This window comes from Yersinia entomophaga, assembly GCF_001656035.1.
GTDB classification, from domain to species: domain Bacteria; phylum Pseudomonadota; class Gammaproteobacteria; order Enterobacterales; family Enterobacteriaceae; genus Yersinia; species Yersinia entomophaga.
The window spans coordinates 1,155,690-1,176,995 of the sequence record NZ_CP010029.1; the positions used below are offsets into that span (position 1 = coordinate 1,155,690).

A 21,306-nucleotide genomic window follows, 5' to 3' on the forward strand; every position below is an offset into this window, starting at 1 on the left:
CACTTTTTATCGATGAGGGAAAAAACAAACGGGGCACCGGAGCACCCCGCAGAGTTGTATTATCGAGACTTATTATGCTGAGGCTATGAGTGAGTCTAATTCATCTTTCACCGATTGCACCTGAGGGCCGATAACTACCTGTAAATTATGGTCGTTCAATTGGATGACGCCCAGCGCCCGATTGGCTTTCAACACCTCTTTGTCCACCTTGCTCATATCTTTGACGGACATACGCAGACGAGTAATACAGTTATCCAGCGAAACGATATTCTCCGCGCCGCCCAGCGCCTGCAAAATAGCCTCGCTGTTATAACCGGATTTACCGACCACACCCGGCGTCGGTGCTTTTTCTACGCTGGCGCTGTCACTCTCGCGACCTGGCGTTTTGATATTGAAATGCTGAATGGCAAAACGGAAAATCAGGTAATAAGCCACGAACCACAGGCTGGCTACCACAGGCACCCAATACCATTTGGTGGCGGTACCGTGCAGAATGCCGAAGACTACGAAATCAATCAGGTTTCCGTCGGTATTACCAATAGTGACCCCCAGCAGTGCCATTACGGTAAAGCCTAGACCGGTTAACAGCGCGTGGATCAAATACAGGAACGGAGCCACAAACAGGAATAGGAATTCCAGCGGTTCGGTCGTGCCACCGATCACGCAGGCGACTACGCCGGAAATCAGCAATCCTTTAATTTTATGGCGATTCTCTGGCTTGGCGCAGTGATACATCGCCAGCGCAGCGCCCGGTAAACCTCCGAGGAAGGCGGGCATTTTACCTTGAGACAGGAAGCGAGTCGCACTTTCTGAGAAGCCGCTAGTGGTTGGGCAGGAAAGCTGCGCCTGGAAGATAGTCAGCGCGCCACTGACACTGTGACCACAGACATCCATCGTGCCGCCGGCTTCAGTGAAGCGAATCAGCGCCACCAGTATATGGTGCAGGCCGAAAGGCAGTAACAGGCGTTCGCCGCTGCCGAAGATCATCGGGCCAAAAATCCCCGCGCCGTTAATCAAGCGGCCCAAACCGTTAATGCCCGCGGCAAACCACGGCCAAATGAGGGGAATCAATAAACCGACCAGCCCCAGTACCACGGTGGTAACAATAGGAACAAAACGGGTGCCGCCGAAGAAGGCCAACGCATCCGGCAGGCGAATGGTATTAAAACGCTCGTGCAGCAGGTAAACGATGATCCCCACGATCACCGCGCCCAAAATACCGGTATCAATCGACTGAATGCCTAAAATATTTTGGATATTGTGGGTTTTCAGCACCAAGGGGTCGGTAGTCGGCAATACGCCGCTGGTGGTGAGATAGAAGTTGGTCGCCAGATTCAGCACCGCAAAACCGACGAAACCGGCAAAGGCAGCAACACCTTTGTTTTCCCGCGCCATACCTAAGGGAATGGCAATGGCAAACATCACTGGCAGGAAGCTAAAGGCAAAGGAGCCAACTTTGCTCATCCAAGTGAATAACAGCTGGAAAGCCGGGTGGCCTAACACCGGCAAAAGGGTAATAACGTCTTTGCTGCTTAACGAACTCCCAATGCCCAGCATAATGCCGCAGAAGGACAGCAAGGCGACCGGCAACATGAAGGTTTTCCCCAGACTCTGGAAAAACTCCCATAGCGTAATTTTTTGTTTTTTTACCGCCGACATAGGTGGCTCCTGGTGTGTGAAAAAGGATCTGTTCTGTGGATCTTTAGCGTCCTGAGGTTAAATTAAGATAAAACGTTTAACCTAAATAATATGCGCGGCAAATCACAGTTATTGTGGCCTTTAACGCCGGTAAATGAAATTCTGTGAGATACGCCCGAAAATGCCATTTTGTCGATAGAAACTCACTTTAGCTCAAGCTAATGATAAGCCGAGGGTGAAGTTTCCAGCCATAACAGGCACGCTGATGTTTAGGCTCAGGCAGGTCTTCCCGGCTTTTGGGGCGCAGGCCTGGACGGGTGCCGCCAGTAGGTGGATGAGAGGTTAAAATCGCTATGTAGCGCACAGATACTGATTAAAACGATTAATCGTTTTACCCAGATTATTGAATTGGGTGTAACATTTGCCCCGAAGCATAGATTTGTCTGCCAAAGGACGTGAGACAAAAATGATACCGAATAGCCGCGATGAATCATAAAAAGATCACCATTACCGATGTTGCCAAACACGCCGGAGTTTCTGTTGCCACGGTCTCGCTGGCCGTCAGCGGCAAAGGTCGTATTTCACCGACAACCGCCGAGCGGGTGAATCAGGCCATCGAACAGTTAGGTTATGTGCGTAATCGGCAGGCGGCTCAGCTGCGCGGGGGGCATTCCGGGGTGATTGGGTTGATTGTGCGCGATATCGGCGATCCTTTTTATGCGGCGATGACGGCAGGACTCAGCGAAGCTATTGAAGCCGAGGGGAAAGTGCTGTTTCTCACTCAAAGCGGCAAAGAAGGGAAAGGTCTACAGCGCTGCTTTGATTCCCTGATAGAACAGGGGGTTGACGGGCTGGTTCTTGGCGGCGGCGCGAATCAGGAAAGTGGCCTGAAAGAGAAGGCCGAGCAACAGGGCATCCCGTTGATTTGTGCCGCGCGTGCCAACGTATTGGACGGCGTCGACGTGGTTCGCCCGGATAATATGCAGGCGGCCAAAATGGCGACGGAACTGCTGATAGGCAGAGGACATCGTAAAATTGCTTATTTGGGCGGTCACGGTCATTCATTGACGCGGGCAGAACGATTGGGCGGATTTTGTGCCACGCTGGTGCAGTACGGTCTGCCGTTTCGTTCGGATTGGGTGATTGAATGTGATAGTCAGCAGCAAGCCGCGGCTGATGCGGCGGAAAGTTTGCTTAGCCATCATCCCAACGTTAGCGCGATTATTTGTCATCAGGCTTCCGTGGCGCTCGGTGCTTATTTTGGCATTCTGCGCACCGGCAGAGGAATTGGCAGCGCTGGGGTGGATACTTATCTCGATCAGCAGGTGGCATTGATCGGTTTTGGCGACGTACCCGAAGCAGAATTAACAGAGCCGCCGCTCACTTTTATTACCAGCTCGGCGCGAGAAATTGGCTATAGCGCCGGCCAGCGGTTATTGCAGCGTATTGCCGGTGTCGATTTGCAATTGCAAAACGTTATTCTCCCGCCGGTGCTTATTCGTCGTGGCTCGGTGTAGCCGGCACGATTGGCGCTATTGGCACGTAACAATCCATTTATCCTTCTGTTCCAGATTCGCTATAAACATCGCAATAATCCTATTCAATAGTCGACGATAATCGTCCGATCAAACAGAGACACCGATCCCTGTCTCAATTCTGACTGCCTACTGATGATTTAGATATTTGGTTCATTTTTGAAAGTAAAATTTAGCATTAACAGCTCTAATGAATCTGCGTGTATTATTCTTTAAATCTATAGTTCCAATCCGTTTTACAAAAAAGTGCCGGATGCATTTTTCGATTTTTATTAAATCAAGGAGGGGATATGCCAATTATTAGTTCTCCAACGTTGCGCCGCTATTTAAATTTAAATTTGGCGACTAAAGAATTAAAAACGCTGGAAAAAACGAACCTGCTGAAGGTTTCAAATGTAGTAATGACATGTTTGACCAGTACGTCGAGCAGCACAAAAAATATAAATAAAATCAACAGAATAAATAGCATCATAGCAAAGATAAACGATGTCAGATATCTCGCCGTCGTAGATAAACGCCGTAATGAAGTCAGTGAAGAGTTATCCGATTTGATGCGGATGAAAGTGACGCTAAACAGATTAAAATTCATAGAACAGGAAAAGGCTGCCGCGGCAGTGGAAGCCAGTAAAATAGCCGCCAAAGTGAGTGAGGCCAATCATCGTCGGTTAATAGAACAAAGTCAGAAAGAACACATCATCACCGGTTTGCTTTATTCCAGCACCACACCGCCAAATATGAACATCGACCCAGCTCCGGTTACGGCTGAATTGCAAAAACTGCCGCTGAATATATTAAAGACTGCGGACTCTTTGGGGCAGTTTATAACATTGACCAACGATAATATAACCAATCACCCACGAATGAACGCGCTGAAAGGTCAAACGCCGCGTGGTTGGACCAATGGCAAAACCTGGGATTCAGTCCCCGGAGTTGGGGCTTTGGGTAAAGGGGCAGAAAATGAGTTTCATGCCGATGAAACCGTGGTGGCATTAACGCAACTCGCCAATGGCAGCTGGAAATTAGCGACGGAGCATGGTTCTGCCAATCTGGTTTTGCATGAATACGCGCATGCCATTGATCGCAGCTTTGGTGAAAAGGCAAATATGGGAGATAAAGGTCTTGGTGAGGTTGGCGATAGTTTGAGCTGCCGTCAAAGTTTCCGCGATATATGGCAGACGGAGCTGGGGTCAACCTCCCAAACCGATAGCAATTATTATTATTGGCAAGGCGGTAGCGACGGCGGCGCGGAAGAAGCATTTGCTGAGGCCTTTAGCGATCTTTACGGAGGAACTTCCCAGCGTCCGTGGCCTAATATAAAAGCTTATATTGCCGCAAAAATGGCATCGGTTAATCCGGAGAATTAATCCTGTCGGATAGAGAGTTATCTTCGCCGTACTGATATTGCTGTCATTTTACCTCGGGCGCAGCTAAACCCACGCTTACACATCTACATCTATCGATAATCAGGAACGTGGCCATAAAAAATGCCAGCCCTGTAGCAGGGGCTGGCATTAATCATTATGTTTCGATCTTGGCCCAATCAGCGTTTACCTGAGGATAAGCGACTTCTTGTTCCGAATCGATATTACTCTGCGGCAGGGGCTTCAGCAGCAGGGGCTTCTTCTTCCTGCGGCATACCGCCAAACATACCGAACAGACCGGCAAATTCCTGCAGCGTCATTTTCTGACCGTTCAGATCGATTTTGTTATCGGCGAAGCTGAAGCTGCTGCTGATAACGTCATCTTTGGTCGTGGTCAGTTTGAACATCTGGCCCATCGCGGCAACGCCCTGAACCTGCTGAACGGCCATTTTAGCGGCTTCTTCAGCGCTGTAACCCTGCAAACGTGCAGCCTGAGTCGTGAACTCGGTCGCCATTGGCATTGGGATGGTCAGATTAGCGTCGATTTTCTTGATAGCACGAGTCAGGATTTCTTCCTGGCTGGTGATTGGCGTTGTCACTTTGCTTGGATCGGCCAGCACGACGTCCAGTTTCAGGGCGCTTTCGCCTTTGCCGTTTTTCCAGCTCAGCGGAGAGATGCTGAAGCTAGGATCGCCTTTCAGCAGGCTTGGCAGCTTGGTCAGAACCAGCTCGGTCATCTGCAACTGGTAAGTTTCAGGATCGATGTTACCGGTTTGCAGACCCTGCATAGCGATTTGGTTGTAGGAGGTAGCGAAGTTCTTCACTGCTTCGCCGTCCAGACCGGCAAAGGTAAAGTTCAGCTTACCGGAACCAAAGTCATTACCCTGAATTTTCAGGGAATCCAGCGTGTAGCTCAGCTTACCGTTCAGGTTTTTGTCCGACTCGCCCATCTGCGAAGTTAGCGTAAAGCCATCAAGAACCAGCGCTTCTTTGCCTTCCACGCTCAACAGAACCTGTTTGATCGACAGATTCTGGTCGCCGATGCTGAGATCAAACTTACCGGTTTTGCTGTCGTTCTTCAGGCTAAGGCCTTTAACAGTAAAGGTTTCTACCTGATCCATTTCGTTTTTCTTGAACAGCACGATGCTATCGCTTTCGCCGTTCAGTTTAACGTCACGCATATCTTTAGAGAAAGCAGCGTCAAGGCTGGCACCGGAGAAGTTCAGGTTCAGGCCGTCTTTCTCGTAGGTGATAGGGATCAGTTTGATCGCAGAATCGGTGCTACCGTTATAACCAATGCGTGAATCAGCGGTAAACGGTGATTTGCCTTTGGTGATATCAAACAAAGCTTTAACCGCAGCCGTGTTTTCCAGTTCGGAGTGAACCGACGCCATGCTAGGGATCAGGTTGAATTTCTTCAATTGAGCCATTGGGAAAGGACCGTGATCGATAGTTTCGATAAAGGCGATCTCTTCACCTGGCTTCATCACTGCATTTTCGCCGGTGATAGTCCCGTCTGGTTGCAGGATATAACGGACTTTACTGCTGAAGGTTCCGCGGTGGTAATCGGTATAAGCCAGTTTCAGACCGGCCTGTGGCGCCAGTCGTTTAATTTGTGAATTGGCGTTATCGACGATTTCACTCATCCGCTGTTCCATCAATTTGCCGGTGTACCAAGAGGCACCTGTCCATGCAGCGCCGAGAACGACAATAACGCTGACAGCCACTAACGATTTTTTCATGGTTCTGTTCATCCTTTTCTAATTCAGCAAATTCAATACGTTGAACGCGGTTGTAGGCACAATAACGCCCATAAGCGCGTTATTGTGAATGCAATAGCTACTGATTGGCAACAAATAAGAAAGATTTGTAACACCAATTAGTTAAATAATGTTGTAAACCCGCGCAATATGACCAGAACCGCGGAGGTTAATAGGGGATTCATTGGCGGAAACAAAGCAGGATTCCCCAGGTTGTAGCACAATCTGCTGTGAGTCTTTTTGCACAATACTCTGTCCGTCGATACAAAAGATAATCGCCGCGCTGTTCTGCTCGATGTTTTCCGACTCGTCCGTCAGGCGATGAATGGCAAAGGCAAAATCATCCACAGGGATCGGGAAGATCAGCGCGTTACCCTGTTCCTTCGGCGCGGTCAGTAACTCCGACTCCGGCTTGGGAACAAATTTCACGTTAGCAACTAACTCGGGAATATCGATGAATTTCGGCGTTAACCCGGCGCGTAGTACGTTATCCGAGTTAGCCATCACTTCCAGACCCACGCCGTCCAGATAGGCGTGCGGCGTTTCTGCATACAGGAACATGGCTTCACCCGGCTGTAGAGTAATAACGTTCAGCAGAAGGGGGGAGAACAAGCCGCTATCCTCAGGGTAGATTTGCGCAATGTGACGAATAGTATCCCACGGTTCGCCTCGCTGATTATTCAACGCGGATTTCAATACGCCCAGCGCTAACGCTTTTTGCTCGCCTTCCATACTTAACAGGCTGGCAAACAGCAGCGCCAGATGTTCGGCATCCGGCTGAAGCAGGAAGGCGCCGATATCCGGATGCGCCGCAGACACTGGCTGCAATAGCCCAACTAACTGCTCTGGCGTGCGGAAACCATTCATAGCGTGGAAGGGCGTCAGTGCATAAACCAGCTCCGGTTTATGGTTGGCATCTTTGTAATTACGCTCGGCGGCGTCTAAAGGAATACCGGCGGCATTTTCACGGGCATAACCGATTTCCGCCGCCTGTTTACTAGGATGAACCTGAATAGACAGTGGCTGAGCCGCACAGAGTACTTTGAACAGGAAAGGTAGCTCGCCAAAACGTTTAGCGACTGCATCCCCTAAATGGCCCGACGGGTCGCTGTCGATAAGCTGGCGCAGTGATTGTGGCTGCCCCTGAGCATCGACTATTTTTGAACTGCTTTTAGGATGCGCGCCCATCCACAATTCCGCCATCGGGATATGTTGCGGATTAGGAATGCCATAAAGACGGGTCAGGGCGTCGGTACTGCCCCAAGCGTAGTTTTGTACTGCATTGATCATCTTTTGCATGATTGAGGTCTGCTGTCTCAGCGGCTGAAAGGAATTCAGGCCAGATTAAAAATATAAGCTAGTAAACAATGAGGTTAGATGGGTTGCAAGGATTGCACACCGGGAATTATGCTTTTTGCCGTAAATTTGCGCGACGATCCCATTGGGAAGGATAGCAAGGATGGGAAGTCATCTGTGTTCTTGGCGCTGATATTTTGGTCGTTTTAGCGGCTAAAAACTGCGGTATAAAAAGAAGGTTTCCCAACAATCGATAACTTGGATAGATACTTTGGCAATGAAACTTGTTAAAGAAAATATAGATTCATGAACCCCAGCGTATTACCGCCAAACTGCTGGTGGGCAATAGGCAATAGGCGGTGAGCGGAAAATCGGCCGTTTACAAAAAATCAACATAAAAGTTATCTCCCAAACCTACAATAAAGGCGTCCCGGTCGCATAATCAGAATGATTGTTATGGCATGATAATCATTATCATCAGCAACTATTATTGCTGATGTTCGATACCTACTTATTCCGCTATCTGTGCTAAGGAGAGAGTCATGGCAGCCACTCGCATTGAAAAAGACTCAATGGGGCCAATAGAAGTACCCGCCGACCACCTGTGGGGGGCACAAACGCAGCGTTCACTGGAGCATTTCCGTATCTCCCAGGAGAAAATGCCGACCGCGCTTATCCATGCGTTGGCGCTGACCAAACGCGCTGCCGCTAAAGTGAATATGGATTTAGGACTGCTGGCTGAAGAGCGGGGCGTCGCCATTATTCAGGCCGCCGATGAAGTTCTGGCGGATAAGCACCCTGATGAATTCCCTCTCTCCATTTGGCAAACCGGTTCTGGCACTCAGACCAATATGAATATGAATGAAGTGTTGGCTAATCGTGCTAGCGAAATTTTGGGTGGAGCCAGGGGGAATGCGCGACTGGTTCATCCTAATGATGATGTGAATAAAAGCCAAAGTTCCAATGATGTCTTCCCGACGGCGATGCATGTCGCGGCGGTACTTTCGCTGCGTGAACATCTGTTACCGGAGCTGAAAGTATTACAAAAAACGCTAGCGGATAAGGCCGAAGCTTATAAAAGCATCGTAAAGATTGGTCGCACCCATCTACAAGACGCCACGCCTCTCACATTGGGGCAGGAAATTTCCGGTTGGGCGGCGATGCTAAACTACAGTCTGCATCATATCGAAGCCTCGATTCCCCATATCTGTGAACTGGCGCTAGGGGGAACGGCGGTAGGGACTGGCTTGAACACCCATCCGGAATATGCAGTGCGTGTGGCTCAGGAGCTGGCAAATCTGACCCAACAACCTTTTGTCACCGCGCCGAATAAGTTCGAAGCGCTGGCGACCTGTGACGCACTGGTTCATGGACACGGTGCGCTGAAAGGTCTGGCGGCCTCTCTGATGAAAATTGCCAATGATGTGCGTTGGCTTTCTTCCGGACCTCGTTGTGGTATTGGCGAAATTGCTATTCCGGAAAACGAACCCGGCAGCTCTATCATGCCGGGTAAGGTGAATCCGACCCAATGTGAAGCCATGACTATGCTGTGTGCTCAGGTGATGGGGAATGATGTTGCAGTGAATATTGGTGGCGCGTCCGGTAACTTTGAGCTGAATGTGTTCCGACCAATGGTTATTCATAACTATCTACAGTCAATTCGTTTGCTGGCTGACGGTATGCGTGGCTTTAATGAGCATTGTGCCGTCGGTATCGAACCGAATCGGGATCGTATTACTCAACTTCTGAATGAATCACTCATGTTGGTTACGGCGCTGAATACCCATATCGGCTACGACAAAGCGGCCGAGATTGCCAAGAAGGCGCATAAAGAGGGGCTGACCCTTAAAGCGGCGGCGTTGAAACTGGGGTATCTGACGGATCAACAATTCGATGAATGGGTAAGGCCAGAAGAGATGGTAGGAAGTATGAAGGATTAGCTCTTCCTTAAGCTAAGGATATAAGAAGTAATGATAAAAGCGTTGGCGGTGGGAAAGCTGACGCTTTTCAGTTTTAGATGACCGCGGTTGGTTTAAGGCAGGGTTCCGGTCAAATTCCAAATAGTCCCGCTATCCATACTTTGGTTCAATACGGAAACGGAGGCATTCACTGCGCCTTTTTGATTGATAGGATCGGTGATCGTTTGAACTGAATGCGCGATCATGGCAGCAGCCACCGTGCCGGTTCCTATTTGAACTTGAATATTGGCATCTCCTGCCGCCGTCCTTCCTTGCATGTCGAGACGGGCACTGCCCACAGTATGTAAAGTCCCAGGGCCACGGCCAAGGTCGGCATAATCAAGCATAAGGATAACTGCCTGACAATCTTTTCGTTGTGCGGAGGTAGGGTTAACAATTCCGCGAATAGGATTTTGAGTATTTGTCTTAGTTAATGGCATAGTATACCTTCCAATTCTATTAGGATTATGGCATTGCGCTGTGAAACGCTGTGAAAATATAAATAATATCGAGCTCTATTAACCCGGAATTATAAATATGCCTGATTCTGGTTATAAAAATAAAAAAAACACGAAAGATTTAGCTGCTTAAATAAATTAAGAGTGAACATTGTGTTAATTTGTTTCTTATGTGATTATTCAATCGGCTATATTGTTTCTTGCGAATATTTAAAATATCGTGTGACAGACTGGATTGGTTAGCCTGCTACTATTTTATCTTTAAGAATCAAACTAAAATCATTTTTATCACACAATTAATTATCTATATTCTGTGTGATGAGTATTAATCATAGCAATAAACAATAAGACTGCCAGAGAGTAAGCGATATTTTTTTCATCGCATCATTGCGCGTAACTAAATGATTTAAGTTACGGCTGTTTTTGGATAATGGGAAAATAACCCATTGTTTTTTATAAGCGGAAAATCCGCTGAGTCATTCGATATCTGTATAAAGATGCAGTCGTGGAATTAACAACCGCAACGGTTTAGCCTGCGGTTTATGTTTGTGTTTAATCTGTGTGGCATCGTAATTGGGTAGCTCTCCAATTTTAGGCATACCGGCACCTAACTCTTTTTGGCATAAAGCAATTAACGGCATAGGACAGGGATGCTGCACCTGCTTTTGCTGTTCCTGATACCAGACACGGGCAATGGGCTGAACCTTGACAGGGCGTTTAATTTTCAATTTTGCAGTTTCGGGTAATCTTTGCACGTCGGCAATTTCTTGACTTACCCATTCGGCCCATTCTTCTTTGGTAAAGGGCGGCACGGCGCGACCGGCATTCAGGCTCTTATTTAGCTGCGCCAGCAAATCTTCTTTGGTTATATTTTTAATTATATTCTTATTTGCCCAGCCGAATCGCACTGAACTTGGATTAATCAATGGGGTGAGGGTGCGGTAAGTATTTAGCGTAATCAGGCCGTGCAGGTGAGTGTGAACGAATTCAAAGCGTTGCTCGCTGGGCAGGCCGGACTCAACGGTAATAATCTGCTCTAACTGGTGTTTCAATTGATTAATATGTTCAATCAGGGTGATGCAGTCCCGATATTCTGTCTTATTCAATGCGAAACACAGTACGCCGGGGAGGCGAACGGCCGCTTTGCTGCTGACATTTTGCTTATTATGATGAATAAACAGGCGACGGAAGTGCTGTAAACCCAATTCGCGGGCTTCTTCTCCGACTACTGGCGTGACGTTAATCTGTTCAATCTCTTCATGCTCCAAGCCTTTTTCGATATCGGGCAGGGTGAAGACTTGGGCGGCCAATAATGGAAACTCTGCCAGCTGCTGGTGGAGCGACGCCAATGATAATTCCAGTTGGTTAAAACTGGTATTCATTCTCAAAATCAAATCGTACTTATCCATAGAGTTATCTCGTTAAAAACACGCTTTAGTTACAACATACATTAAGCTTCTTGCAAACAACAGTGCGCATTCAAGCAAAAGTGCAAAAACATTAAGGACAGAGCTAAATTCTTCATGCAGAACGAAGGGGGGCCGTGGGCAGAATTATGATTTTACTAAACGGTTATATTAATTTTTTCATAAGGTTAGCTTTATGCTGGCCGATTAGTGTAGCAGAATACGTGGGGGACTATCGGGCGAATATGTCTGACTTTTCGATATGAACGGCTTATCGGTATTTCTGGATGCTCGCTATTTTTTGATCGAACTGATGTTGATTATTTATTCCCTAGAAAATAATCCCTTAGATGTGAATCTGGGTAAGCAGGCTCTGGTTAACGCCCAGAGCCACGAAGATAAATATTCAACAGTTAAATACGCGCAGCTTCAGGTAACACACGTAAACGTTGGCCGACGGCCAACGCAATAAGCAACAGCAGCGCGATAAACCCGGTAACGCCGTACCAGCCCAAATTCAGCCAGAATATGCCTCCCAAGGTGCCCGCGACGCTGGAACCGGCGTAATAGCAGAATAAATACAAAGAAGAAGCCTGCGCTTTGGCGCGTCTGGCGCGGCGGCCAATCCAACTGCTGGCAACCGAGTGTGCTGCAAAGAAACCGGCGGTAAATATCATCATCCCAATCAATATGGCGATAACCGATGAAAATGCAGTAATCAGCACGCCACCCAGCATCAGGCCAATTGACCAGAGCAATACTGGCCCACGTCCCAAACGCGTGGTCAGGGCGCCGGCTTTAGGGGAACTGTAGGAACCAGTGAGATAAACAACGGACAGCAGGCCTACCAGCGCCTGACTCATCCCATAGGGTTCCCCCAATAGGCGATAGCCGATGTAGTTAAACAAGGTGACGAAACTGCCCATGATCAGGAAACCCTCGGCAAACAGCAGCGGCAGACCGGAATCGCGCCAGTGCAGTTTGAAGTTAATCGCCAGCGTTCTGGGGCGTAGCGAAGTGGCACGAAAGTGTCGGGAAGGTGGCAAAATACGCCAGAACATGAAAGCGGCGGCCAACGCAAACAGCCCAATCACCGCCAGCGCTACCCGCCAGGAAAAGAAATCGCTTAATACGCCGGCAATCAGGCGTCCGCTCATTCCCCCAATCGAGTTACCGCTGATATACAACCCCATCGACAGCGCGACAAAACTGGGATGAATCTCTTCGCTTAAGTAGGTCATGGCAACCGCCGCCACGCCGCTGAGGGATAAACCAATTAATGCGCGCATTAATAATATGCCGTGCCAGCTGGTCATCAAGGCACATACCAGGGTGCAGATCGCTGCCAGCATCAATGACACCACCATGACCGGTTTGCGGCCAATCGCGTCGGAAAGCGGGCCGGTAAACATCAATCCTACCGCCAGCATTCCGGTGGCAGTGGATAAAGACAAGCTGCTACTGGCGGGGGAGATACCAAAATCTTGCGACAGCAAAGGCAAAATAGGTTGCACACAATACAGTAAGGCGAATGTCGCCAGTCCGGCGGAGAAAAAAGCCAGCGTGACGCGAATAAACTGCGGTGTGCCGCGTTGGATATAAGGACGTTTATTAATCGGTAAAGTCGAGGTGTGGCGGGCAGAGGCAGTATTATCATTAGCTACCGGTGTCGGCGCTACAGAATTCGCAGAGCGCAAAGAGGTGTTCACTTTCATTCCTTATCCAAAAAACCACACTAAAACAGGCTGTTTGCCCCATAGAAAGGGGGAACACAGTGATCATAGGAATAGCGCAGTTTTTTGTCTAATATATTAATAATTGGGAATAAGACGTTTAACCTATTAATGGATTTTCATGCCAATCGAACTCAGACACTTACGCTATTTTATTGCGGTCGCTGAAGAACTGCACTTCGGACGGGCGGCGGAGCGACTTCGGATTTCGCAACCGCCGTTAAGCCAGCAGATTCAGATTTTGGAAGAGCAAATAGGCGCCCGGTTGTTAGCTCGGAATAACCGTAACGTCAGCCTGACGCAGGCCGGAGAGCTATTTCTCAAAGAGGCTTACCAAATTTTGGCGCAGGTCAATAGCGCGGCGGAAAAAGCGGGGCGGCTGCACCGAGGTGAGTTGGGTGAGCTGACCATCGGTTTTACATCGTCCGCCCCCTTTATCAGCGTGGTATCAAAAAATCTGAGAATATTTAGGCAGTTGCATCCATGCGTGCATATAAAAATGCAGGAAGTCAATACCAAACAGCAGATTGAACCGTTGCTTGATGGGCGTCTGGATCTGGGCGTGATGCGCAATACGCGTTTGCCCGATGCGCTGCAGCATCGTTTACTGCTACGGGAACCTTTGGTCGCGGTAGTCCACGAGGAACACCCGTTGGCCGCAGTGCCATTGGGAACGCTGAAATTCCATATGCTAGCGCAGGAACCTTTCGTTTTTTTTGCTCGTGAGGTAGGAACGGCGCTATACGACGAAATCTTGAATTTGTTGGCGCGAAGCGGCATCACGCCTTACATCACGCAAGAGGTGGGGGAAGCCATGACCATCGTTGGCCTGGTGTCTTCCGGCCTGGGAGTTTCGATCCTGCCAGCCTCCTTTACGCGGGTGAAAGTGGACGGAGTGAAATACCTGCCGCTGGATGAACCTGAGGCAACAACCGAGGTGTGGTTGGTCAATCATCGGCATCGTCCCGTTACTGCTCCCGCCGACGCGTTGATTCGTTTAATGATACCGGAAACGGTGGCGCAATCTGTTTGAATAAACGCCTTAAAGGGTGATATATACTGGGAATGTGTGCAGTAAATCACATAACTAATCAAATAGTTGACGCCTTATACCAAAAGCCCCAACATAGCCGTTAATATTTATTTAGAAGCGCGAAAATACTCGGTAAGTGGCAAAGAAGGAGCCGGTTTTGTGATTATGGATGGACAGCCTGGGCATATTGATCAAATCAAGCAGACCAATGCCGGGGCGGTATATCGCCTGATCGACCATTTTGGCCCAATCTCCCGCATCGAACTCTCGAAACGCGCGCAGCTGGCGCCCGCCAGTATTACCAAAATTGTGCGGGAACTGGTTGAAGCTCACCTGGTAAAAGAAACCGAATTTCAGGATGTCGGCAGCCGTGGGCGTCCGGCTATCGGGCTAGTGTTGGATACCGAGGCGTGGCACTATTTGTCTGGCCGCATCAACCACGGCAGCATCACTCTTGCGCTGCGGGATCTCAGCAGTAAACTGGTGGTTGAGGATTTACTCCCACTGCCAGATTCCCACCCCGAACCCTTGCTAAACCGCATTCTTAACGAAGTAGACCAATTCTTTATCCGCCACCAGGAGAAGCTGGAACGTCTGACCGCTATCGCGATTACCATGCCCGGCATGATCGATGCACCTGCCGGTATCGTGCATAAAATGCCGTTTTATGATGTGGATGAGATGCGCCTCGGCCCCGAACTGGAACAACGCACCGGTCTGCCGGTATTCCTTCAGCATGATATTTGTGCCTGGACTATGGCTGAAGCCTTATACGGTGCCGCCAAGGGCAGCCAGAATGTTATTCAAGTGGTGATTGACCATAACGTCGGCGCAGGAGTGATCACCGGCGGCAGGGTGCTCCACGCTGGTAATCGCAGCGTAGTCGAAATCGGCCATACTCAGGTTGATCCTTATGGTAAGCGCTGTTATTGCGGTAATCATGGTTGTCTGGAAACCGTTGCCAGCATTGAAAATATGCTGGAAATCGCCCAACAGCGGCTCAATGTCTCTATGAGTTCGTTGCTACACAGTTCTCCACTTACGGTGGAATCGCTATGTCACGCCGCAATGGCAGGCGATCAGTTAGCCAAAGATATTATTCTGGGCGTGGGTCATAGCGTGGGTCGGATTCTGGCCATTATGGTCAATTTATTTAATCCGGAGAAAATATTAGTCGGCTCGCCGCTTAATCTGGCGTCTTCTATTTTACATCCAGCAATTGAATCCTGTATTCGCCAGCAGGCATTGCCGGCTTACAGCGAAAATATTCAGGTAGAGTCCACCCGATTTTATAATCGGGGAACGATGCCCGGAGCAGCATTGGTTAAAGAGGCGTTATATAACGGCTCATTATTAGTGAAATTGCTACAGGGTTAATCCACTGCTGCTAATAACTTAGAGTTAATTATTAATAGGTATTAAATACTCTTTTCTCCGCTAATGACTCTCGCGCCATCCGCTCGTTAGCTAAAAAAACATTCCAGTCCGGCAAAACATTGCGCTAACGCAAGCTGTTTATCTTCATCATCGCCTAGACTTTTCAGCTCATCGACAATTTCGCCAAGGTTCGGCGGGACTATTTTGAGTTAAAACGGCAAAATTGCGGAGTAATTCCTTTATGTTAACGCGCGTATTTGTTACTGGAACGGATACCGCCGTGGGTAAGACGGTGGTGTCTCGGGCTTTACTGCAAACTTTCAGTCAGCACGGTAAAAATGCTGCGGGATATAAGCCGGTTGCCACCGAAAGCAAAGAAACACCGGACGGGCTGCGTAACGCAGATGCCTTGGTGTTGCAGGCTTCATCATCCATTGCGCTAGATTATTCGGCTGTGAATCCTTTCCCGCTACATGAGGAAGTGATCCATGCCAGCACTGACACCCTGATCGACTATGATCGGATGAGCGCCGGGTTAGCCGCGTTAGAGCAACAGGCTGATAGCGTAGTTGTGGAAGGCTGTGGCGGCTGGAGCGTGTTGATGAACGATCAACGCTTTTATTCCGAATGGGTGGTTAAAGAAAAATTACCGGTTATTTTGGTGGTAGGAATTAAATTAGGCTGTATCAATCATGCCATATTAACTGCTCAGGCAATAATCAACGATGGGTTACCTTTATTAGGCTGGGTCGCTAATAGGATTAACCCGGGTTTAGCGCACTATGCAGAAACTATTGATGTATTACGCCACCAGATACCTGCGCCACAATTAGGTGAATTGCCTTATTTACCTCGGCCGGAACAGCGCGATCTGGTTAAATATCTGGATTTATCTCCGCTGATTAAAGAGTGAATAAGTTATAATTTTTGCCTCATATCTCTTTTATTTTATATCCGATTTTGGCGGTTATATTTCCCGCTAAATCGGCGGCTTATCCCGAATGGTAAACCGATAATGGTCTTATCCAACGGGCAATTGCCGTTGCGATCACGCAAGATAATAATAAGCCCGGCAAGAGCGTGTATTCGCCCGTCATTTCACACACCATCAGAGCCGCCATAATCGGCGCATGAGTGGTGGCTGCCAGCAGTGTGGCCATGCCGGTCAGCGCCATAAGCAGGGCGACATGTTCACCTAAAGATGGCCATAAGGCGAAAATCTGCCCGATCAACATCCCCAAGGCTGCCCCGACAAATAACGTCGGGGTAAACACCCCTCCAGGCGCACCAGAACCGCTACTGGCTAATACCGCAATTAATTTACAGATCAGAACTCCGCCAATCAGCAATATTCCCGGTGGTACGGCCAGCATCGATTGCACCACGCTATAACCATTTCCCCATACTTCAGGGAATATTAGCGACAGCAAACCAACGATAATTCCTCCCAGCCCCAACTGAAGCGGAAGGGATAAATTCAGGGAACGAAAAACATGACCGCTGGCGGTCATGGCTTTCAAAAATAGTGGCCCGCTAAATCCAGCAATCACACCCAATGTGGCCATCAGCAGATATTGCATCGGTAACGGAGAAGGAAGCGCCTGCACCTGATATAACGGTGCCTGTTCGCCTAAGAGTATATTAGTTGTTAACAGCGCCGTCACTGCGGCAATAATCACGGGGCCTAGCGAAGCCAGCATTAAAGTGCCAAACAGAATTTCGGCAATAAACAGGCTACCCGCTAGCGGAGCGTGATAAGCACTGGCCATACCGGCGGCCGCGCCGCAGGCGACCCAAAGCTTCCACTCGTTAGCTTTGGCATAGCGTTGGGCAAAAACCGATGCAAACAGCGCCGCCAGCAGCACCATGGCACCTTCGCGACCGATGGCGCTACCGCTGGATACCACCAAGAGAGAAGCGAAAGACTTAACCAAACTGGCAGAGATATCGAGCCGACCATCGCCAATCTCGATCGCCTCCATATAATCGGTAGGGGCTGTGGGCCGTTGATGGCGATAGCGCTGGAATAACCACAACACACCACCTGCCGCCACTCCACCCAGCGCCGGTGTTAACGCCCGCCGCCAGCCAGAAATCGAGGAGGCAGCGGCCACCAAACTGCCATCGGTACGGGCAAATAGCAGCCACTCTAACCCCAACATGCCGCGGTGGAACAGCCAGACAATCACCGCCGAAGTCATCCCCAGCATGATTGCAATCAGCAACCGCCGTAACATGGCGCGATAAAAATGATGATGGAGTGGCTTTTTCATGCGTCGCGAGTTAACTGATTGAATTCAGACCACCATTGTTACTTGGCCGGATGTGAATGGCTAGTGAATATTTAGCTTGGATCAAAACGGAGAAAAATGCAGGCAGTTTTCGTTAAAGAAGAACAATGGAAGTAAAAAGGAAAGATTTAACAAGCTAGAAGCTCCCGCCAGAGGCTGGCCGCAAGGCGGGAGCAAAGGCGATTAAGCGTTATTTTTCAGATGTCAGCGTGAAATAGCTAGTCATCAAATTACGATAATCAGGAATGTGGTTGGAGAACAGCGCGCCCAGACCTTCTACGTCATTGCGCCAGTCGCGGTGCAATTCGCAGGCTGCGCCAAACCATGTCATCAGCTGAGCACCGGCGGCAGACATACGATCCCATGCGGCATCGCGAGTTAACGGATTGAAGGTGCCGGAAGCATCGGTAATCACGAACACATCAAAGCCTTCTTCTAACGCGGACAGCGCTGGGAAAGCCACGCAAACCTCGGTTACCACACCGGCGATAATCAGCTGTTTTTTACCGGTGGCTTTAATCGCTTTAACGAAATCTTCGTTGTCCCAGGCGTTAATTTGTCCTGGGCGAGCAATATAAGGCGCGTCCGGGAACAGGGCTTTTAGCTCAGGAACCAGCGGGCCATTAGGACCGGTTTCAAAACTGGTCGTCAGAATGGTCGGTAAGTTAAAATACTTAGCCATATCGGCCAATGCCAACACGTTATTTTTAAACTTATCCGGATCGATGTCCCGCACCAGAGACAACAAACCCGCCTGATGATCTACCAGCAGCACGGCTGCATTGTCTTTATCGAGACGTACATATGGTTTGTTCATTTCTCACTCCATTGTTTACTACCTGAATGGCCGTTGGTTGATATAAACCAACCCAACAGCGTGTAATCAGCGGCTAATTCCGCTGAGCAACTGTGTAATAAAGTATAGATAAAGTTCCAATAAGTGATAAGTAGCTCAAATTAAGCCACAGTGTTCCATAAACGGAACAATGAGCTTAGCGCGAAGGAAGAGGGAACCTTATTGGCGAACGGAGGAATAGTGCGCTTCAGACCGGATCACAACGAGGAATTTTGGAATGGAGAAAACGTAAATTGAGAAACCGTAAAAATAGAAAAGGGCGCAACCCGTGCGCCCTGATGAATATAGCTTAACGAAACTATTCGCCGCTGGTAATCCGGGTATAAACAATCTTTTGCGTATCGTTTTCGCAGTGCCCAACAACTTGGCCGCCGGCTTTTTCAACCTGATCGTTAGGTACGATTTCCAGCGTAAAACCCGACTCCGGTACACCGTTATTGATAATCTTTTGCGCAATATCCGCTTTCACGCTTTCGCAAGATGCCTGTGCGGCCAAAGGCGCAACCGCCAGTAACAATGTGCCGATAATAAGCGTTTTTTTCATCAGTAAATCCTTATTTGGGATGAATTGCTAGTGTCGCTAATAGTAGTTCAGACAGCCTGAACTTCAAGTAAAAAGCACCGTTCTTAGCTATTAAGGATTAATCTTATGGCCGCTTTGACGATCTAAACAACGCTGGGTATTCGGTTCCCAATAGGCATTGAAATTAGAGCTGCTCAAGCATTTATCTTTAGCATCTTCAGCAACGTCGTATTTGTCGAAATCTTTCTCTTTACGCGTATTAACCTTATTACGTAGGCGGCGGGTTTCATCCCACTGTTCTTTGCTTTGACGGGCGGCTTCTTTCGCCAAAGGGTCATTGGCATTATTGCCGCCAACGGTAACGCAGGTGCTTCCTTGCGAACAATGACTTAATTGCGCCTGCGCCATAGAGGACCAGGATAAAGGCAGCATCAATACCGCAGCAGGCAACAGAACGCGCAATGCGATACGCAGGCGATTGTTTTTCATCATTAAATCCTTCTTTATCGATGAGTTAAGCGACTCATTTTGTTTAAGCATACAAACCTATAGATAAACTATATCATTGCTCTGTGACGATGTACCCACTACCGCAAACTCATTTAACCTTTAGAGAGAAAACTCGTCGTTATGTTGAAGACTTCATTACTTTTTTTTGCCACCGCACTCGCGGAGATTATAGGCTGTTTCCTGCCTTACCTCTGGTTGAGGAAAGGGGCACCGGCCTGGCTGCTATTACCGGCTGCGGCGAGTTTAGGCCTGTTCGTCTGGTTATTAACGCTACATCCGGCAGCAAGTGGGCGAGTGTATGCCGCCTACGGCGGGGTTTACGTGGCTACAGCCTTAATCTGGCTGCGAGTGGTGGAGGGTATAAAGCTATCAATGTTTGACTGGTTAGGTGCAGGTATTGCGTTGATTGGTATGCTGATTATCGTGGCTGGTTGGCGGGTCAATTAGCGGAAATCAGTGAAAGTAATGAGTAAAAATAGAGCACAGTGACTTCACTGCGCTCGATCTGACACCGCGTATTATGATTCTCGATGAATGTTCAACCCAGCGAATGATTGGCTAACCGGCATCATTTCTAACGTATTAATATTGACGTGAGCGGGCAGAGTCGCTACCCAATAGACCGCTTCGGCAATATCACCTGGCATCAATGGGTTAGCTCCATCATAGGTTTTATTCACCTTTTCATCATCCCCTTTGAAGCGAACGGAGGAAAACTCGGTTCCTCCGACCAATCCGGGTTCAATATCGGTCACGCGAATACGCGTTCCGTGTAAATCCGCACGCAGCCCTAGGCTGAATTGCTTCACAAAGGCTTTAGTAGCGCCATATACGTTGCCACCGGCATATGGCCAGTTTGCCGCGGTCGAGCCAATATTAATCACGTGGCCAATATTACGGCTGACCATTTCTGGTAGCAACGCGCGAGTCATATTCACCAAACCCTTGGTATTGGTATCGATCATGGTTTCCCAATCATCGGCATTGGCTTTGTGCGCGGGCTCCAAACCTAATGCCAAACCGGCGTTATTCACCAGCACATCGATATTTCGCAGTGATGCAGGTAATTCGTCAATAGCCTGTTGAATGGCGGCGCGATTGCGTACGTCCAACCGCAAAATATGCAGGGCCTCACCTAATTCGTTCTTCAGTTGCTCCAGTTTTTCTAAACGTCGCCCGCTGGCAATAACCTGATGGCCGTGGCTAACAAATTTACGGGCAATGGCTTCGCCAAAACCGGAGGTTGCACCTGTGACAAAAACGATCATATTCCGTTCCTTACCAATAAAGTGGGGCGATAACTGATTTTATATCATTAGCATACTCGGATAATTTTTATCACGATATAATTACCATTACTTGGAAAGAATCCGAACTGAATAGGGTGGTCATGGTTAAATCGTGACCGAATACACCGATGTGCGTCATTTTCTTCGGTTACTTTACCGGAGGCAACTTCATCACGGTGAAGCAAAAAGGAAACTAACAGACAGGGAGAGAAAATACCGGGGAGCTATATTCCTCTTTGATTCGCTACAGCCTCTATCCCGAGCAGATTAAGACATTATAGC

The 21,306-nt window shown here is 48.7% G+C and carries 18 protein-coding genes; 7 read left to right on the forward strand and 11 right to left on the reverse strand.

The window, feature by feature from the left end; genetic code table 11:
* Window positions 1-72: 72 nt before the first annotated feature.
* On the reverse strand, window positions 73-1,659 hold the full coding sequence (malX, locus tag PL78_RS05205; RefSeq protein WP_064513722.1) for a maltose/glucose-specific PTS transporter subunit IIBC: 1,587 nt from the start codon (window positions 1,657-1,659) through the stop codon (window positions 73-75).
* Between the two features lie 464 nt (window positions 1,660-2,123).
* Here malX and malI point away from each other — a divergent pair, with 464 nt between their 5' ends.
* Window positions 2,124-3,155: a Mal regulon transcriptional regulator MalI gene (gene malI / locus PL78_RS05210; RefSeq protein WP_064513724.1), complete on the forward strand. Its 1,032-nt coding sequence runs from the start codon at window positions 2,124-2,126 to the stop codon at window positions 3,153-3,155.
* A 332-nt stretch (window positions 3,156-3,487) separates the two neighbouring features.
* Window positions 3,488-4,537, forward strand: a complete 1,050-nt coding sequence (locus tag PL78_RS05215) for an anthrax toxin lethal factor-related metalloendopeptidase (protein ID WP_235601007.1) — start codon at window positions 3,488-3,490, stop codon at window positions 4,535-4,537.
* 221 nt (window positions 4,538-4,758) lie between these two features.
* Here PL78_RS05215 and PL78_RS05220 read toward each other — a convergent pair whose 3' ends face one another.
* Together PL78_RS05220 and manA are read right to left on the reverse strand one after the other, a co-directional pair.
* A complete protein-coding gene (locus PL78_RS05220; RefSeq protein WP_064513730.1) occupies window positions 4,759-6,276 on the reverse strand; it encodes a YdgA family protein in 1,518 nt (505 codons plus the stop codon).
* Window positions 6,277-6,417: 141 nt separating this feature from the next.
* The gene (gene manA, locus PL78_RS05225; protein ID WP_064513734.1) at window positions 6,418-7,593 is read right to left on the reverse strand and encodes a mannose-6-phosphate isomerase; all 1,176 of its coding nucleotides are present in this window, start codon (window positions 7,591-7,593) and stop codon (window positions 6,418-6,420) included.
* A 539-nt stretch (window positions 7,594-8,132) separates the two neighbouring features.
* On the opposite strand from manA, the gene fumC reads away from it, so the two are divergent.
* The gene (gene fumC, locus PL78_RS05230) at window positions 8,133-9,530 is read left to right on the forward strand and encodes a class II fumarate hydratase (protein WP_064513736.1); all 1,398 of its coding nucleotides are present in this window, start codon (window positions 8,133-8,135) and stop codon (window positions 9,528-9,530) included.
* 92 nt (window positions 9,531-9,622) lie between these two features.
* On the opposite strand, the gene PL78_RS05235 is transcribed toward fumC, so the two are convergent.
* From PL78_RS05235 to PL78_RS05245, 3 genes are all read right to left on the reverse strand, one after another.
* A complete protein-coding gene (locus tag PL78_RS05235; protein ID WP_064513738.1) occupies window positions 9,623-9,988 on the reverse strand; it encodes a hypothetical protein in 366 nt (121 codons plus the stop codon).
* A gap of 494 nt (window positions 9,989-10,482) precedes the next feature.
* The gene (tus, locus tag PL78_RS05240) at window positions 10,483-11,415 is read right to left on the reverse strand and encodes a DNA replication terminus site-binding protein (RefSeq protein ID WP_064513739.1); all 933 of its coding nucleotides are present in this window, start codon (window positions 11,413-11,415) and stop codon (window positions 10,483-10,485) included.
* A gap of 410 nt (window positions 11,416-11,825) precedes the next feature.
* Complete coding sequence (locus PL78_RS05245; protein ID WP_064518261.1) at window positions 11,826-13,121, reverse strand: MFS transporter; 1,296 nt, start codon at window positions 13,119-13,121, stop codon at window positions 11,826-11,828.
* A 145-nt stretch (window positions 13,122-13,266) separates the two neighbouring features.
* On the opposite strand from PL78_RS05245, the gene PL78_RS05250 reads away from it, so the two are divergent.
* The 3 genes from PL78_RS05250 (at window position 13,267) to bioD (ending at window position 16,468) form a co-directional block, all read left to right on the forward strand.
* Window positions 13,267-14,178, forward strand: a complete 912-nt coding sequence (locus tag PL78_RS05250; RefSeq protein WP_064513741.1) for a LysR family transcriptional regulator — start codon at window positions 13,267-13,269, stop codon at window positions 14,176-14,178.
* A 159-nt stretch (window positions 14,179-14,337) separates the two neighbouring features.
* Window positions 14,338-15,555: a sugar metabolism global transcriptional regulator Mlc gene (gene mlc, locus PL78_RS05255; protein WP_064513743.1), complete on the forward strand. Its 1,218-nt coding sequence runs from the start codon at window positions 14,338-14,340 to the stop codon at window positions 15,553-15,555.
* A 241-nt stretch (window positions 15,556-15,796) separates the two neighbouring features.
* Window positions 15,797-16,468: a dethiobiotin synthase gene (gene bioD / locus PL78_RS05260; RefSeq protein ID WP_064513745.1), complete on the forward strand. Its 672-nt coding sequence runs from the start codon at window positions 15,797-15,799 to the stop codon at window positions 16,466-16,468.
* A 79-nt stretch (window positions 16,469-16,547) separates the two neighbouring features.
* Here bioD and clcB read toward each other — a convergent pair whose 3' ends face one another.
* The 4 genes from clcB to PL78_RS05280 all read right to left on the reverse strand — a co-directional run bounded on the left by clcB (window position 16,548) and on the right by PL78_RS05280 (window position 19,714).
* On the reverse strand, window positions 16,548-17,828 hold the full coding sequence (gene clcB / locus PL78_RS05265) for a voltage-gated ClC-type chloride channel ClcB (RefSeq protein WP_064513747.1): 1,281 nt from the start codon (window positions 17,826-17,828) through the stop codon (window positions 16,548-16,550).
* 208 nt (window positions 17,829-18,036) lie between these two features.
* Window positions 18,037-18,663 carry an isochorismate family cysteine hydrolase YcaC gene (ycaC, locus tag PL78_RS05270; protein WP_064513748.1) on the reverse strand — a complete coding sequence of 209 codons (627 nt, stop codon included), beginning with the start codon at window positions 18,661-18,663 and terminating at the stop codon, window positions 18,037-18,039.
* A 337-nt stretch (window positions 18,664-19,000) separates the two neighbouring features.
* Window positions 19,001-19,246 carry a DUF1161 domain-containing protein gene (locus tag PL78_RS05275; RefSeq protein ID WP_064513750.1) on the reverse strand — a complete coding sequence of 82 codons (246 nt, stop codon included), beginning with the start codon at window positions 19,244-19,246 and terminating at the stop codon, window positions 19,001-19,003.
* A gap of 90 nt (window positions 19,247-19,336) precedes the next feature.
* A complete protein-coding gene (locus tag PL78_RS05280) occupies window positions 19,337-19,714 on the reverse strand; it encodes a DUF1283 family protein (protein ID WP_064513753.1) in 378 nt (125 codons plus the stop codon).
* 141 nt (window positions 19,715-19,855) lie between these two features.
* On the opposite strand from PL78_RS05280, the gene PL78_RS05285 reads away from it, so the two are divergent.
* Window positions 19,856-20,182, forward strand: coding sequence for a YnfA family protein (locus PL78_RS05285; protein ID WP_064513759.1), 327 nt, complete (start codon window positions 19,856-19,858; stop codon window positions 20,180-20,182).
* A 71-nt stretch (window positions 20,183-20,253) separates the two neighbouring features.
* Here the strand turns inward: PL78_RS05285 and ydfG are convergent, their stop codons facing one another.
* Window positions 20,254-21,003, reverse strand: coding sequence for a bifunctional NADP-dependent 3-hydroxy acid dehydrogenase/3-hydroxypropionate dehydrogenase YdfG (ydfG, locus tag PL78_RS05290; protein ID WP_064513761.1), 750 nt, complete (start codon window positions 21,001-21,003; stop codon window positions 20,254-20,256).
* Between the last annotated feature and the right edge of the window lie 303 nt (window positions 21,004-21,306).